Genomic DNA, 15383 nt, shown 5'->3' with positions numbered 1-15383 from the left:
GCGCGCGAGCGAGGAACGAGCTCGCGACCGCGTGTCGAGACCCGGTGAGCTGCCCACCGGCCGCAACCACGACCGGCAGGTCAGCGCCACCACACCCACCACGACCGGCAGGTCAGCGCCGCCACACCCACCACGAGTGGCAGGTCAGCGCCGACCGATCAGCCGTTGACGCGCGTGGTCATCCCCGTGGGCCCACCGGGGGCGCCGTGGCACTGCTTGAACTTCTTGCCCGACCCGCAAGGGCAGCGGTCGTTGCGGCCCACCCCGGCGAACTCGTCCTCCTCGGCGGCGGCGGGGGCACCCGTGACCTCGACCTCGCCGTCCTCGCTGGGCGCGGAGTAGGCGAGCTTCTGCGGAGTCTTGGGGCGGTCGAGGCCCTTGGCCTTGATCTTCGAGCTGATCACCGGACGCATCTGGGCGCCCTGCCGCTCCGGCGCCGGGGCCTCCTCGGCCGCAGCGTCGGTGACCGGCATCTCGAACCCCGGCTGCAAGCCGACCGACTCCGCCGGGGACGGCGGCGCCTCCTCGACCTGGACCTCGAGGTTGAACAGGAAGCCGACGGCCTCCTCCTTGATGCCGTCCATCATCGCGGCGAACATGTCGAAGCCCTCGCGCTGGTACTCCACCAGCGGGTCGCGCTGGGAGTAGGCGCGCAGATAGATGCCCTCGCGCAGGTAGTCCATCTCGTAGAGGTGCTCGCGCCACTTGCGGTCGAGCACGGAGAGGATCACCCGCCGCTCGAGCTCGCGCATGACCTCCTCGCCCATCTCGGCCTCGCGACGGTCGTAGGCCGCGTGCGCGTCGGCGCGCAGCGCCTCGACCAGCGCGTCGGCGTCGGGGCTGCCGGCCGCACCCGCCCGCTCCTCGAGCTCGGCGAGCTCCAACGACAGCGGCCAGAACTGCTTGAGCTCGGTCCAGAGCTGCTCGAGCTCCCATTCGTCCGGCAGACCCTGGGTGTGGCTGGCGACGTAGCCCGCCACGACGTCGTCGATGAAGGTGCGGATCTGCTCGCGCAGGTCGGCGCCCTCGAGCACCCGACGGCGCTCGGTGTAGATCACCTTGCGCTGGCGGTCCATCACGTCGTCGTACTTGAGCACGTTCTTGCGCGACTCGAAGTTCTGCGACTCGACCTGCCCCTGCGCATTCGCGATCGCGCTGGTGACCCGCTTGTTCTCGATCGGGACGTCGTCGGGGATCTTGAGCACCTGCAGGATGCGGTCGACCCAGTCGGACTTGAACAGCCGCATCAGCTCGTCCTGCAGCGAGAGGTAGAACCGGGACTCCCCCGGGTCTCCCTGACGGCCGGACCGGCCGCGCAGCTGGTTGTCGATGCGCCGCGACTCGTGGCGCTCGGTGCCGATGACGTAGAGGCCGCCGAGCTCGCGGACCTGCTCGTGCTCGGCCGCCACCTGCTCCTTGATCCGTTCGACCATCGCCGGCCAGGCGGCTTCGTACTCCTCGGCGGACTCACCGGTGGGCTCGAGCCCCTGCTTGCGCAGCTCCTGGTCGGCCAGGAACTCCACCGACCCGCCGAGCATGATGTCGGTGCCTCGACCGGCCATGTTCGTCGCCACGGTGACCGCGCCCCGGTGGCCGGCCATCGCGACGATCTTGGCCTCGTCGGCGTGCACCTTCGCGTTCAGGACGCTGTGCGGGATGCCCTGGCGCTTGAGCTTGTCGGAGAGGTACTCCGACTTCTCCACCGAGACGGTGCCGACCAGGACCGGCTGGCCCTTGCGGTGCCGCTCGGCGATGTCCTCGGCGACCGCGTCGTACTTCGCCTCCTCGGTGCGGTAGACCAGGTCGGGCTGGTCGACGCGGGCCATCGGCTTGTTGGTCGGGATCGGCACCACGCCGAGCTTGTAGATCTTGTCGAACTCGCTGGCCTCGGTCATCGCCGTGCCGGTCATGCCGGAGAGCTTCTCGTAGAGCCGGAAGTAGTTCTGCAGGGTCACCGTGGCGAGGGTCTGGTACTCCTCGCGGATCTGCACGCCCTCCTTGGCCTCGATCGCCTGGTGCAGGCCGTCGTTGTAGCGACGGCCTGCGAGCATCCGGCCGGTGTGCTCGTCGACGATGAGCACCTCGCCGTCCTGGACGACGTACTCCTTGTCGCGGCGGAACAGCTCCTTGGCCTTGATGGAGTTGTTCATGAACGAGATCAGCGGGGTGTTGACCGAGTCGTAGAGGTTGTCGATGCCGAGATGGTCCTCGACCTTGGTGATGCCCGGCTCGAGCACCGAGATCGTGCGCTTCTTCTCGTCGACCTCGTAGTCGACGTCCTTGACCAGGCCCCGGGCGATCTTGGCGAACTCGCCGTACCACTTCACCTCGTCCTGGGTGGGGCCGCTGATGATCAGCGGGGTGCGCGCCTCGTCGATCAGGATCGAGTCGACCTCGTCGACGATCGAGTAGTGGTGACCGCGCTGCACGCACTCCTCGATCGAGCTGGCCATGTTGTCGCGCAGGTAGTCGAAGCCCAGCTCGTTGTTGGTGCCGTAGGTGATGTCGCAGTTGTAGGCCTCGCGGCGCTGCGCCGGCCGCATCTCGGGCAGGATCACGCCGACCGTGAGGCCCAGGAAGTGGTGGACCCGGCCCATCATCTCGGACTGGAACTTGGCCAGGTAGTCGTTGACCGTGACCACGTGCACGCCGCGGCCGGTGAGCGCGTTGAGGTAGGCCGGCAGCACGGCGACCAGCGTCTTGCCCTCACCGGTCTTCATCTCGGCGATGTTGCCGAGGTGCAGCGCGGCGCCGCCCATCACCTGGACGTCGAACGGCCGCATGCCCAGGACCCGCTTCGAGGCCTCACGGGCGGTGGCGAACGCCTCCGGCATGAGGTCGTCGAGCGTCTCGCCGTCGGCCAGCCGCTTCTTGAACTCCTCGGTCATGCCCTGGAGCTCTTCGTCGGACATCGCGACGAAGTCGTCCTCGATCGCGTTGACGGCCGCCACGATCGACTCGAGCTGGCGAATGATCTTGCCTTCGCCGATGCGGAGGAGTTTGTCGATGATCGCAGGCACGGTGGGGTTGCTCCTAGGGGTGGTGAGTGCGGCGCCACTCTACCCACGGCGCGAAGCGCGCCCTAACCAGACGGCAGCTCGGCTGCCAACGGGGCGGCCAGGTCGCCGCGCGGCTCGACCCGGACCTCGGCCAGCCCCAGCCACCCGGCGAACCGGGCCAGCTCGACAGCGAGCTCGGCCGCCACCTCGGGCGGGGCGTCGGCCTCGGCGTACGCCGCGCGGACCAGCAGCCGCCCGGCCCCGCCCAGGGCGCGACGGTCGGCCTTGAGGTCGACCCTGGCGGTGAGCCGGTCGCCGGACAGGAACGGCAGCACGTAGTAGCCGTGCACCCGCTGGGCCTCGGGCACGTAGATCTCGATGCGATAGCGGAAGCCGAACAGCCACTCGGTGCGCTCGCGCTCCCACACCAGGGGGTCGAACGGGCTGAGCAGGGCCCGGGCCGCCACCCGGCGGGGCAGCCGGGCGTCGCGGTGCAGATAGGCCGGGCGGCCCTCGACGGTGACCGGCACCAGCTCGCCCTCCTCGGTCAGCTCGGCGACGGCGCGCCGGGTGGCGGCCGCGGACATGCGGTAGTAGTCGCGCAGGCAGCGCGGTGTCGCCACCCCGTGGGACCGGGCCGCTCGACGGACCAGCTCGCGGGCCGCGTCGTCGGGGCCGGGGGTCGGCAGCGCCAGCACCTCGGGGGGCAGCACCCGCTCGGGCAGGTCGTAGCGGACCTCGAACTGGCTGTTGCGGCCGGCGATGGCCAGCTCGCCGACCATGTAGAGGTAGTCGAGGACCTTGCGGGTCTCCGACCAGTTCCAGCCCCAGTGCTCCTTGGCGCGAGGCAGCCCGTCGTCGAGGTCGCGGGCGGTGCAGGCGCCACGCTCGCGGACCTCGGCCAGCAGCGAGGACTCCAGGGAGAGGTCGAGGGAGCTGAACCACTTGTGGCGCCGCGAGCGGTAGTGCTCCATGCGGTGCTGCATGACCGGCCACAGCTCGACCGGCATCAGCGCCTGGACGTGGGCCCAGTACTCCACCAGGCGGCGGCGCCGGCCGGAGGAGGCCCGGCGCAGCAGGTCGACGTCGTAGCCGCCCATGCGGGAGTAGAGCGGGACCAGGTGGGCCCGCTGCACCACGTTGACCGAGTCGACCTGCAGCACGCCCGTGCGCTGCACGGCGCGGGTCAGGGTGCGCATCGTCGGGACCGCGTGAGGCGGGTCGGTGAAACCCTGCGCGGCCAGGGCGATGCGCCGCGCCTGGGCGCGGCCCAGCGACTGCACGCTCGACGACATGGCGTGAGGCTAGTGGGCCGTGCCGACAGGCGCCGCCGATCGAGCGAGGAGCGCCGGCGACGACGCGAGTCGAGACCCCTGCTCCCGCGCCGGGCGTGACCTGGTCGCTGTCGGCGGGCACGTCACCGGGTCTCGACACGCGGGTCACGGCTTCGCAGGCTCAGCCGTGCCGCTCGCTCGACCACCGATGATCTGCCGTCGCGGCTCCGCCGCTACGGGTCCGTGGCGTCCGGGGCGTGCGATGGCAAGGCGGAGGTGCGAAGGCGGCCCGGGTTTGGCCGTCGAGCGCCGACAACGCCGCCAGCGTGCATCCCGGGCGTCACGGCAGATCGAGCAGCTTCTCCTTGACGGCATACATGACCGCCTCCATGCGGGAGTGGAGCTGCAGCTTCTCCAGGATGTTGCGCACGTGGTTCTTGACGGTGTTCTCGCTGATGTAGAGCTCGCGGGCGATCTCGCGGTTGTTCATGCCCCGGGCCACCAGGCGCAGCACCTCGAGCTCGCGCTCGGTGAGACGCAGCCCAGGCACGTGCTCGCGCTCGGGGCGCGACATCTGCTTGAACTCGTCGATCAGCTTGACCGCCATCGACGGGCTGATCAGCGACTGGCCGTCGGCGACCACGCGGACGGCCTGGGCGACCTCCTCGATCGAGGAGTCCTTGAGCAGGTAACCCGAGGCACCGCTCTTGACCGCCTCGTAGAGGTCGGCCTCCTCGTCGGAGACCGTGAGCATGATGATCTTCGCCGACGGCACCGACTCCTTGATGGTGCGGCAGGCCTCGATGCCGGAGCGCTTCGGCATGCGCACGTCGAGCAGCACGACGTCGGGCGCGGCGGTGCTGGCCAGCGTGGTGCCCTCCACCCCGTCGCCGGCCTCGCCGATCACCTCGATGCCGGGCTCGACCGCCAGGAGCATCGTCAGCCCGCGACGGAACAGCTCCTGGTCGTCGACCACGAGCACCCGGATCGGCTCGCCCTTGGGCTCGGCCTGCGCCATGTTCTCGACCACGTCGAGCATCATCGCACGAATGGAGCACACGGGCGGTGTCAACGAGACCATCCGGGGCCAGCCCGGGTGGCCCGAACGGACCATGGCGTCCCACCCGCCAGGACGCGGCAGGGGCCGGCGGTGTCCCGCCGGCCCCTGCCCGGGCGAGCCGTCGGCTCACCCCGAATCGGTCACTCCGCGTCGAGATCCAGCGAGATCACCCCGTAGTCGTAGCCGCGCCGCCGGTAGACGACCGAGGGGCGACGGCTCTCCTTGTCGACGAACAGGTAGAAGTCGTGGCCGACCAGCTCCATCTCGTAGAGCGCCTGGTCGAGCGTCATCGGCGAGGCGGGGTGGGTCTTCTCCCGGACCACGAGCGGTCCGTCACCGGTGACGGTGATCGGGCCGACCTGGCGCTCCAGGGTGCCCTCCTCGGCCTCGTCCTCCGGCGGGGCGGCGACCACGCCGCCCCCGGCGAGCGCCTGGCCGACCGAGACCGGCGTCTTCTGACCGCGGTGCACGCGCCGCCGATCGGCGGCCCGCCGCATCTGGGCGGCCATCTTGTCCAACGCGAGATCGAGGGCTCCCATCTTGTCTTCGGCCGCGGCCTCCGCCCGGATGACCGGGCCCTTGGAGAAGGCGGTCAGCTCCACGCGCACACCCAGCTCCGACCGGCGCGGGTTCGGCTCGGCGACGACCTCGACGTGCACCCGCATGATGCGGTGGTCGTGCTTCTCCAGCCGGGCCAGCTTGTCGGCGGCGTGACTGCGGAACCGCTCGGACAGCTCGCAATTCCGTCCGGTGACCACAACTTCCATCAGAACCTCCCGTTGAACAGTTGGTTGCCAGACCCGTGCGCCACCCGCTCGCGGGCATGCGCATGTTCGGGCCTTCGTGCCCTGGTACCCACCTGGGCACGGATGAAGGAGTCCGCCCGGCCGACCTGGTCTTCGACCCCACAACCGCCTGCTGAAGCGTTCGCAGCTTCTCTGCCACTACTGGCCTTCTCCCGACGATCCCCGTATCTGACGGGGAGGACGAGGCAGGGCTTACCTCTAAGCCGCACCGTGATCACCACCCGGAACACCGGATGGCTTACGTGGGCCGTTTCGCCTGCGACTGGCATCGGCTAGCCGCCCCTGTGCCCGGACCTGCAGCACCGAGACGACGCAACCACGGACCCGGACGGACTCCATAACCAGACGTTAGTGCGCGCACCGCTCCCACAAAAGGGACCAAGGGCATGTGTCCGGTCCGAGGGACTGGCGCGGATCAGCTCGCGGTACGCCGACGGGTCGCCGCGACCGCGGCGATGCCGCTCACGCGCAGGCCGACGGCCTCCAGAGCTCGCTGCGCCTCGCGGGCGGTGGCGCCGGTGGTGAGCACGTCGTCGCACACCACGACCCGGACCGGCGCGGCCTGCGCCGACCGGGCCGGCGTCAGCCGCCTCGCCCACCGGCGCAGGCGCGGGCTGGGGCAGCACATCGACCCGGCCAGGTTGCGGGCCCGCTCCCCCGCGTCGAGCCCGGCCTGGTCGACCACGCCGGGGCGCAGCCGCAGCAGCCCCGCTGCCCCGGCCGGGACTCCCGCCCACCGCAACCGAGCGGCCGCCGCCCGGACCATGGCGCCGGTCGGGTCGTGGCCCCGACTGCGCAGGGAGGCGGCCCGTGACGGCACCGGAACCAGCAGCACCGGACCGGCCGAGGTGCGGGCGGCCGGCTCGCCGCCGGCGAGCAGCGCGGTCACCGCGTCGCCGAGCAGCGCCGCCAGCGGCACGCGCAGGCCCAGCAGCCGGCGCTCCTTGTGGCCGAGCACCATCGCCCGTACCAGCCCGTCGTACTCCGCCGCGGCCCAGGCGGGGGCGAGGCCCGGCGGCGCGGGCACCAGGCGCGCCAGCCGCGGCCGGTCGGGCAGGGTGTCCGCGCAGGGGCGGCACAGCAGCCGGCCCGGACGCGCGCAGCCGACGCAGCTCCCGCCCAGGAGCAGGTCGAGCGCGGCGTCCCGGACGCCGGCGGGTGGGTGGCGGTGGGCCGGCACTCCCGAAGCCGACCACCCAGCCCAAGCGGGCCGCAACCCCGGGCACCGCGAGCTGGGGAGAACCGCCGAGCCGGTCAGCCTGCGTAGTGCAGGACGTCGACCGGTGGCTCGAGCCCGAGCTCCACGCCGTTGGCGGTCGAGAGGTCGAGCAGGCTGTCGCCGGTGAGGGCGTAGAGGCTGTTCGCCGTCTTCGGCGACCCCACGAGGGCGCGCACGCCGGTCAGCAGCGACTGCGCGACCCCCTCCTGGCTGACCGGGGCGCCGTCCACCGAGATCGTGCGCACCTGCAACTGGTTGCGCACCAGCCGGTGCAGCACCGCGAGCGTGGTCGGGGAGAGCCAGGTCAGGCTGCGCGCGCGGAGGAGCCCCGACCCGGACCAGGAGGCCCGTTCGGCGGGAGTGGCCCCGAGCACCCGCCCCCGGCCGTCGTACCGGAGCCGGCTGATCAGCACCACGTCCTGGCGCGAGCGCCGCACCACCGCGGCCAGGCGTGACCCGTCACGGGAGACCAGGAACGAGGTCACCCGCTGCCCGGAGATGCCCGGGACCGTCAGCTCGCGCTGCCGCCCGTCGCGGATGTAGGAGAACGCGGCGCCGCCCACGCGGCGGTCCAGCAGCCACATCCGTCCCGCGAAGTCCCAGGCCGGGCGGGCGAGGTCGGTGCCGCCGGAGACCAGCGTGGCCACGGGCTCGTCGCCGGTGACCGGCCCCTCCAGCAGCGCCGAGCCGTCCGCGGACACCGCGGCGACCCGGCTGGCGTCGAGGTTGACGCCGATGTCGACGACGCCGTACTCCTGGCGCCCGAACGGGCCGTCGACGGGGGCCAGGGTCTCGGGAGTGCCGGAGACCAGGAGCCCCTCCTGCAGTCCGTAGAGCAGGGTGCTCACCTGGAAGCCGGTCGGGTCGTACGCCGCCGGCGCCGTCACGTCGTACTCCGACGCGCCACCGGGCATCCGCAGCGGCTCACCGTTGACGGTGACCCGCAGGGCCGTGATGCCGGGCTCCTGGCGCAGCGTCCACGCCAGCTGGGCCAGTATCAGCTCGTTGGTCTCGACCGACAGCTGACCGGGATTGCCGGCGAGGGCGATCTCGGCCACGCCGGCGTCGACGGTCACCGACAGCCCGCTCTCGAGTCCCGGGGGGATGAAGGTGGTCACGACCCGGCTGAGGGCGCGGCTCGGGCCGCGCAGCAGTCCGCGGATCAGGGCGGTGGCGAGCTGGTCGCCGCGCGGCACGAACACCGGCTCCGGCACCAGCACCCGCGCCGAGGGGTCGAAGTAGTAGAGCGAGACCTGCCGGTAGCGCTGCTCGAACCAGCCCTCGGGGACGATCAGCGCGTCGGGAGCGCGGGTGATGCGCCACTCGCCCTTCTCGACGGTCATCGGGAACCTCAGCACCGAGCCTGGACGCGAGAGCGGTCCCTCCCAGGCGCCGACGGCGTCGAGGGCGTTGCCGCCGGTGAGCCGCACCGAGACCGTCCGGCTGCCCCTCGGCGGCGAGGCGTCGTCGTAGGTGATCGTGCCCAGCTCGGGGTCCCAGGACGCCTGGGCATCGGCGGCGAGGTACTGGCGCGCCACGTTGGCCTGGATCGGTGTGGCCGTCATCGCCTCCAGGAACCCCTGCACGGTCTCGGTCGCCGACTGGCCCTGTTGCGGAGGCCGAGGGTCGATGTAGATGCCGCTGTGCTCGCCGTCAGCCCGGCCACGAGCAGCGCCGCGACCAGCCGTGAGCCCGGCCGGGGTAGACGCGTGCGACGGCCGCTCACCGGACCGGCTCCTGCGCATCCTCGGGCACCAGCGGCAGCGGGCTGCGCCGCAGCGCCGCCCCGCCGCGGCGGGGCAGCGTGAGCCGGAACTGGGCTCCGACACCGGGCCGGCCCCAGGCCTGCAGCCAGCCACCGTGCAGATGGGTGTCCTCGAGCGAGATCGACAGCCCCAGGCCGGTGCCGCCACTGGTGCGAGCACGGGCGGGGTCTGAGCGCCAGAACCGGTTGAAGACCATCGCCGACTCGCCGGGCGCCAGGCCGACGCCGTAGTCGCGCACGGTCACCGCGGCCGCGTGGTCGTCGCCGGCGACGGTGATCACCACGTCGCCGGACTCGGCGTGGTCGATCGCGTTGGTGACCAGGTTGCGCACGATCCGCTCCACCCGGCGGACGTCGGCCTCGGCGAGGCAGGGATGGTCGGGGTCGCGGACCACGACCTGGACGTCGCGGCGCTCGCCGAGCGGCCGGGTGCTCTCGACCACGCGATGCACGACGTCGACGAGATTGACGTCGTCGGCGTCCAGCACGGCCGCGCCCGCGTCGAACCTGCTGATCTCGAGCAGGTCGACCAGGAGCGTCTCGAACCGGTCCAGCTCGGTCTGCAACAGCTCCGCGGCCCGGGCGGTCACCGGGTCGAAGGAGCCGCGCGCGTCGTGGAGCACGTCGCCGGCCATCCGCACCGTGGTCAGCGGGGTCCGCAGCTCATGGGAGACGTCGGAGACGAACCGGCGCTGAACCCGGCTGAGCTCCTCCAGCTGGCGGATCTGACGCTGGAGGTTGGTGGCCATCTGGTTGAACGAGGTCGCCAGCCGCGCCAGGTCGTCCTCACCGGAGACCTTCAGCCGTTCCTGCAGCCGCCCGGCCGCCAGACGCTCGGCGACCTTGCGGGCCATCCGGATCGGGGTGACCACCTGACGGGTGACCAGCCAGGTCATGCCGGCGACCATCACCACCAGCAGCGCCGCGGCGGTCAGCAGGGCCCGGGTGACCAGGGCCAGGGTCTCCTCCTCCTCGTCGAGAGGGAACAGGAAGTAGAGCGTGTAGGTCTCGTCGTCCGCGGGCAGCTTGACCTGTGAGCCGACCGCGATGCCGGGCCCCTCCACCGCGTCGCCGTCCCCGTCGACGGCGCGGAGCCGGGTGTAGGACCACGCGGTGGGCGCGACCTCGCCGAAGTGCTCCAGCAGCGACGGCGGGACGCTGTCGAGGTCGAGGCCGGCGGTGAACTTCGCGCCGCCGTCGTCGAGGCCGGTCACCCCGTCCTCGACCGAGCCGACCAGCACCACGCTGAACCCCCTGGTCTCGCCGCGCACGATGATCGGCTCGACCAGCTCGCGCTGCTGGCTGGCGGCGTCGAGCTCGACGCCGGACGCCGCGGCAAGCCGGGACCTGGCCTCGGTCATCTCGTCGCCGACCTCGGCGAGCACCGCGTCGACGCGGTGGTCCAGCAGGCCCTCGCGGGTCTGCTGGAGCAGGAACCAGCCGACGATCCCGACGACCACGACCGACAGCACGACGGTGCTGGCGACGACCCGCGCCTGGATGGAGCGGCGCCAGAACGTCAGCGCCCGGCGTACCCCCGCGGGGAGCCGGCGGAAGGCGCCGCCGCGCGGGCCGCCGCGCGCCATCGGTTAGGCGTTCCCGGCCTTGTAGCCGACGCCGCGCACGGTCAGCACGATCTCGGGGTTCTCGGGGTCGTGCTCGACCTTGGAGCGCAGCCGCTGCACGTGCACGTTGACCAGCCGGGTGTCGGCCGCGTGCCGGTAGCCCCACACCTGCTCGAGCAGCACCTCGCGGGTGAACACCTGCCACGGCTTGCGGGCCAGGCACACCAGCAGGTCGAACTCGAGCGGGGTGAGCGGGATCGGCGCCCCGCCCCTGGTCACCGAGTGGCCGGCCACGTCGATGATCAGGTCGCCCACCGTCAGGGTCTCGACCGTGCTGGTGTCGAAGCGCCGCACCCTGGCCCGGATGCGCGCGATCAGCTCCTTGGGCTTGAACGGCTTGACGACGTAGTCGTCGGCACCGGACTCGAGGCCCACGACCACGTCGACGGTGTCGCCCTTGGCGGTGAGCATCACGATCGGCACGCCCGACTCGGCCCGGATCTCCTTGCACACGTCGATGCCGTCCCGGCCGGGCAGCATCAGGTCCAGCAGCACCAGGTCGGGGCGGTAGTCGCGGAACTCGTCGAGCGCCAGGTCGCCGCGGGTGCACATGCGGCTGTCGAAGCCCTCCTGGCGCAGCACGATCGTGAGCATCTCGGCCAGGGACGCATCGTCGTCGACGACGAGGATGCGTCCCTTGGCCGGAGGCTCGGGCGGTTGCCCGGTGGTCGTGCTCATGTCTTCCAAGTCTGCCAGTCCGCCGATCCTCCGGGGGGAGGCTCGGCGAGAGCTCAGTACCGGTAGGTGTCCGGCTTGTACGGGCCGGCCACGTCGAGGCCGAGGTAGCTGGCCTGCCCCTCGGAGAGCGTGGTCAGCTTGACGCCGAGCGCGCCGAGGTGCAGCCGGGCGACCTCCTCGTCGAGGTGCTTGGGCAGCACGTAGACCCCGACGGGGTACTCCTCGGGCTTGGTGAACAGCTCGACCTGGGCCAGCACCTGGTTCGTGAACGAGTTCGACATCACGAACGACGGGTGGCCGGTGGCGTTGCCGAGGTTCATCAGCCGGCCCTCGGAGAGCACGATCACCGAGTGGGCGTCGCGGCCGTCGGCGCCCGGGAAGGTCCACACGTCGACCTGCGGCTTGACGTTCTTGCGAACGACGCCGGGGTATGACTCGAGACCGGCCATGTCGATCTCGTTGTCGAAGTGGCCGATGTTGCCGACGATGGCCTGGTGCTTCATCCGGGTCATGTGCTCGACCGTGACCACGTCGCGGTTGCCGGTCGCGGTGATGATGATGTCGGCGACCTCGAGGACGTCCTCGAGCGTGGTGACCTGGTAGCCGTCCATCGCGGCCTGCAGCGCGCAGATCGGGTCGATCTCGGTGACCACGACTCGGGCGCCCTGGCCGCGCAGCGACTCGGCGCAGCCCTTGCCCACGTCGCCGTAGCCGCAGACGACGGCGACCTTGCCGCCGATCAACACGTCGGTGGCCCGGTTGATGCCGTCGACGAGCGAGTGACGGCAGCCGTACTTGTTGTCGAACTTGGACTTGGTCACCGAGTCGTTGACGTTGATCGCCGGGAACAGCAGCGACCCCTCGCGCATCATGTCGTAGAGGCGGTGGACACCGGTGGTGGTCTCCTCGGTGACGCCCTTGATCGCGTTCGCCTTCGGGGTCCAGTACGACGGGTTCGCCGCGAGCTGCTCGTTGAGCACCTCGAAGATGACCTTCTGCTCGTGGCTGGTCGCCGTCGCCGGGTCAGGCGCGCTGCCGGCCTTCTCGGCCTGGACGCCGAGGTGCACCAGCAGCGTGGCGTCGCCACCGTCGTCGAGGATCATGTTCGGCTGGTCGTTGCCCCAGTCGAGGATCTGCCGGGTGCACCACCAGTACTCCTCCAGCGTCTCGCCCTTCCAGGCGAACACCGGGACGCCCTTCGGCTGGTCGGGGGTGCCCTCGGGGCCGACCGCGACGGCGGCGGCGGCGTGGTCCTGGGTGGAGAAGATGTTGCACGAGGCCCAGCGCACCTCGGCGCCCAACGCCACGAGGGTCTCGATGAGCACCGCGGTCTGGATCGTCATGTGCAGCGAACCCGCGATCCGCGCGCCGGCCAACGGCTTGGCGTCGCCGTAGCGCTCGCGCATCGCCATCAGGCCGGGCATCTCGTGCTCGGCGAGCTGGATCTCGGTGCGGCCGTAGTCGGCCAGGCTGAGGTCGGCGACCTTGAAGTCCATCGGTTGTCTCCTGGATCGGGGTGGAGCCGGCCTGCGCCGCACGTCTGTGCGTCGTCGGGATCTCCCACGCAGACAGGGAAGAGGCTATGACCCGGGTCACCGATTCGGGGAATCCTCGGGCGCACCGGTGGCGCCCTGCTCCTTCTCGCTGTGGTCGCCGGTCCCGGCGGTGTCGAGGCCACCGTCTCCGTGCTGGCTGCCGTGCTGGCTCCCGTGCTCGTCCCCGTGGCTGCCACCGATGCCGAGCAGCCGCAGCGCGCCGAGAACCGCGGCGCCGACCACCAGGCCGACGATCGCCGACAGCACGGTGTTGACCAGCCAGCCGGCGATGCCGCCGGCCGCTCCGCCCACCGCGTCGTGGACGTCGCCCTCCCAGTGGTGCACCAGGTCGTAGGGCGCGTGCAGCGCGTCGCCGAGCGCGGTGTTCTCCAGGAGACCGTCGTGGCCTCCGATCTCGTAGAGGCTGACCAGGAAGATGTGGCCGCCGACCCACAGCATGGCGAGCGTGCCGATCAACGAGATGCCCGTGAGCAGGCGCGGCATCGCGCCGACCAGTCCGCGCCCGACCCGCTGCGAGAGCCCCGAGGACCTCGTGGTCAGGTGCAGGCCGACGTCGTCCATCTTCACGATCAGTGCCACCACGCCGTAGACGAGGATCGTGATGAACACCGCGACCACGGCGAGCACCGCGGCGCGCATCCAGATGCCGGCGTCGGGGTCGGAGCCGACGACCTCCTTGAGCGCGATCACCATGATCTCGGCGGAGAGGATGAAGTCGGTGCGGATCGCACCGACGATCGTCTGCGCCTCGTGCTCGGGGGTGAGCTCACCCTGGGTGGCGACCTGCTCGTCGGCCTCGCTGTGGTGGCCGGTGAGCTTCTCGTGGACCTTGTGCGCCCCTTCGTAGGCCAAGAAGCCGCCGCCGAAGATGAGGATGACGGGCAGCAGCGAGGGCAGGAACTGACCCAGCAGCACCGCCGCGGGAAGGATGAAGAGCAGCTTGTTGCGCAGCGAGCCGATCGCGATCTGCTTGATGATCGGCAGCTCGCGCTTGGCCGGCGAGCCGTGGAGGTACTGCGGGGTCACGGCGGTGTCGTCGACCACCACCCCGGCGGCCTTGGCGCTGGCGCGGCCGGCAGCGGCACCGACGTCGTCGACCGACGCCGCGGCGATGCGGGCGATCGCCGCCACGTCGTCGAGCAGACCGAACAGGCCGGCGCTCACGCGCGCAGCCTCTCGTGGCGGTGCGCGGTGGGGTCAGGTCGGTCGGTCACGGCGAGAACCCTACTGTCCGGCCGGGGCCGGTTCACGCGCCGAGGTGGCCTGATCGACCGCGTCCGCGAGCACCTCTGCCTCGATCGCGGCCTCGCGCAGGGCGTGCGCGTGCTCGAGACGCCGCTGCACCGCACCGACCGGGTCGACCAGGGGCTCCAGCCGGGTCGCCACCGGCCGCCAGGCGAGCAGCAGCGCGAGGCCGGCGCCCAGCACGGAGGTCAGCACCAGCGACCCCACCGGGAACCGTGCGGCGAGGTCGGCGTAGCCGGCGTACAGCGCCCCCTTCACCGCGAACCCGTGGAAGAGATAGACGACCAGCGTCCAGGCCCCCATCCGCGCGAACCAGCCGCCCCGGCGCGGCACCAGGGCGAGGAAGGCCAGGGCACCGGCGACGCCGACGGCGAGCAGCACCGCCCGGATCAGGAACGCCTCGGTGTCGGAGGCGGCCAGCTCGTCGTAGCGCGCCCGGTAGTAGAGCCACTCGGTGGCGGCCCACCGGTCCGTGTGCGCACTGAGCGCCCACACGGCGAGCAGCACCACCACCCCTGCCGCCTTCGCCGCCGGGCGGCGCAGCCGTTCCCACCGCTCGGGGGTCATCTTCAGCCCCAGCACGAAGAACGGCAGGAAGCCCATCACCCGCGCTAGGTCGAGCGTGTCGGTCGCCCAGAGACCGCCGGCGAGGCTGACCGCGACCGCCAGCGGGAGCCCGCCGCGCAGCGGTCGGAAGACCGGGGTGAGCAGGCGCCAGAAGAAGAGCGCCGCCAGGAACCACATCGGCCAGTGCGGATCGCGCCACAGGTCGTCGAGCTCCTCTCCCCCGACGTGCACCCGGAACACCGCCATCGCGGCCTCGAAGAGCACGTAGGGCACCGCGACCGTCGAGACGAGCCTGACCAGCCGGGTGCGCTCCCAGGTGAAGCTGCGCGACAGGTAGCCGGTGACCACCAGGAACGCCGGCATGTGCCAGGCGTAGAGGAAGTCGTAGAGGCGGGCGTTCAGCTCGGTCTGCGGTAGCAGCGTCCAGGCATGGCCGACGACCACGAGCAGCACCAACGCCATCTTCGCGTTGTCGAACCACGGGTCGCGCGTCGGCCGGGCCGGCCTCGCCTCGGCACGGGACGCCGCCGCCGGGGCTGCCGGCGACGCGGGGGGTGTGGCAGGGGTGATCACGTGGGGCACCCGTCGG

11 protein-coding genes are annotated in these 15383 nt (G+C 71.6%); all 11 read right to left on the bottom strand.

The window, feature by feature from the left end:
• Positions 1-158 precede the first annotated feature (158 nt).
• The 11 genes from secA to D6B71_RS11765 all read right to left on the bottom strand — a co-directional run bounded on the left by secA (position 159) and on the right by D6B71_RS11765 (position 15376).
• Positions 159-3020 (bottom strand): preprotein translocase subunit SecA, encoded by a 2862-nt coding sequence (gene secA / locus D6B71_RS11815; RefSeq protein WP_121255263.1) that lies wholly within the window; start codon positions 3018-3020, stop codon positions 159-161.
• 62 nt (positions 3021-3082) lie between these two features.
• Positions 3083-4294 carry a winged helix-turn-helix domain-containing protein gene (locus tag D6B71_RS11810; RefSeq protein WP_121255261.1) on the bottom strand — a complete coding sequence of 404 codons (1212 nt, stop codon included), beginning with the start codon at positions 4292-4294 and terminating at the stop codon, positions 3083-3085.
• A gap of 319 nt (positions 4295-4613) precedes the next feature.
• The gene (locus D6B71_RS11805) at positions 4614-5333 is read right to left on the bottom strand and encodes a response regulator transcription factor (RefSeq protein WP_240641347.1); all 720 of its coding nucleotides are present in this window, start codon (positions 5331-5333) and stop codon (positions 4614-4616) included.
• A gap of 140 nt (positions 5334-5473) precedes the next feature.
• Positions 5474-6100, bottom strand: a complete 627-nt coding sequence (gene hpf / locus D6B71_RS11800; RefSeq protein WP_121255259.1) for a ribosome hibernation-promoting factor, HPF/YfiA family — start codon at positions 6098-6100, stop codon at positions 5474-5476.
• Between the two features lie 454 nt (positions 6101-6554).
• A complete protein-coding gene (locus D6B71_RS11795; protein ID WP_121255257.1) occupies positions 6555-7319 on the bottom strand; it encodes a ComF family protein in 765 nt (254 codons plus the stop codon).
• Between the two features lie 74 nt (positions 7320-7393).
• Entirely contained in the window at positions 7394-9103 is a 1710-nt protein-coding gene (locus D6B71_RS11790; RefSeq protein WP_121255255.1) for an LpqB family beta-propeller domain-containing protein, read from the bottom strand.
• Complete coding sequence (gene mtrB, locus D6B71_RS11785) at positions 9081-10709, bottom strand: MtrAB system histidine kinase MtrB (protein ID WP_121255253.1); 1629 nt, start codon at positions 10707-10709, stop codon at positions 9081-9083. The genes D6B71_RS11790 and mtrB overlap by 23 nt, the downstream gene beginning before the upstream one ends.
• Positions 10710-10712: 3 nt before the next feature.
• A complete protein-coding gene (gene mtrA, locus D6B71_RS11780) occupies positions 10713-11426 on the bottom strand; it encodes an MtrAB system response regulator MtrA (RefSeq protein ID WP_121255251.1) in 714 nt (237 codons plus the stop codon).
• A gap of 53 nt (positions 11427-11479) precedes the next feature.
• Positions 11480-12922 carry an adenosylhomocysteinase gene (gene ahcY / locus D6B71_RS11775; protein WP_121255249.1) on the bottom strand — a complete coding sequence of 481 codons (1443 nt, stop codon included), beginning with the start codon at positions 12920-12922 and terminating at the stop codon, positions 11480-11482.
• Between the two features lie 96 nt (positions 12923-13018).
• Positions 13019-14146 (bottom strand): DUF808 domain-containing protein, encoded by a 1128-nt coding sequence (locus D6B71_RS11770; RefSeq protein WP_121255247.1) that lies wholly within the window; start codon positions 14144-14146, stop codon positions 13019-13021.
• A 60-nt stretch (positions 14147-14206) separates the two neighbouring features.
• A complete protein-coding gene (locus tag D6B71_RS11765; protein WP_121255245.1) occupies positions 14207-15376 on the bottom strand; it encodes an acyltransferase family protein in 1170 nt (389 codons plus the stop codon).
• Positions 15377-15383 lie beyond the last annotated feature (7 nt).

Origin of the sequence: Nocardioides ferulae, from assembly GCF_003660455.1 — a bacterium.
Taxonomy (GTDB): Bacteria; Actinomycetota; Actinomycetes; order Propionibacteriales; family Nocardioidaceae; genus Nocardioides; species Nocardioides ferulae.
Note: the sequence above shows the minus strand (reverse complement) of the source record. Positions and strands in the feature narration are given on the sequence as shown.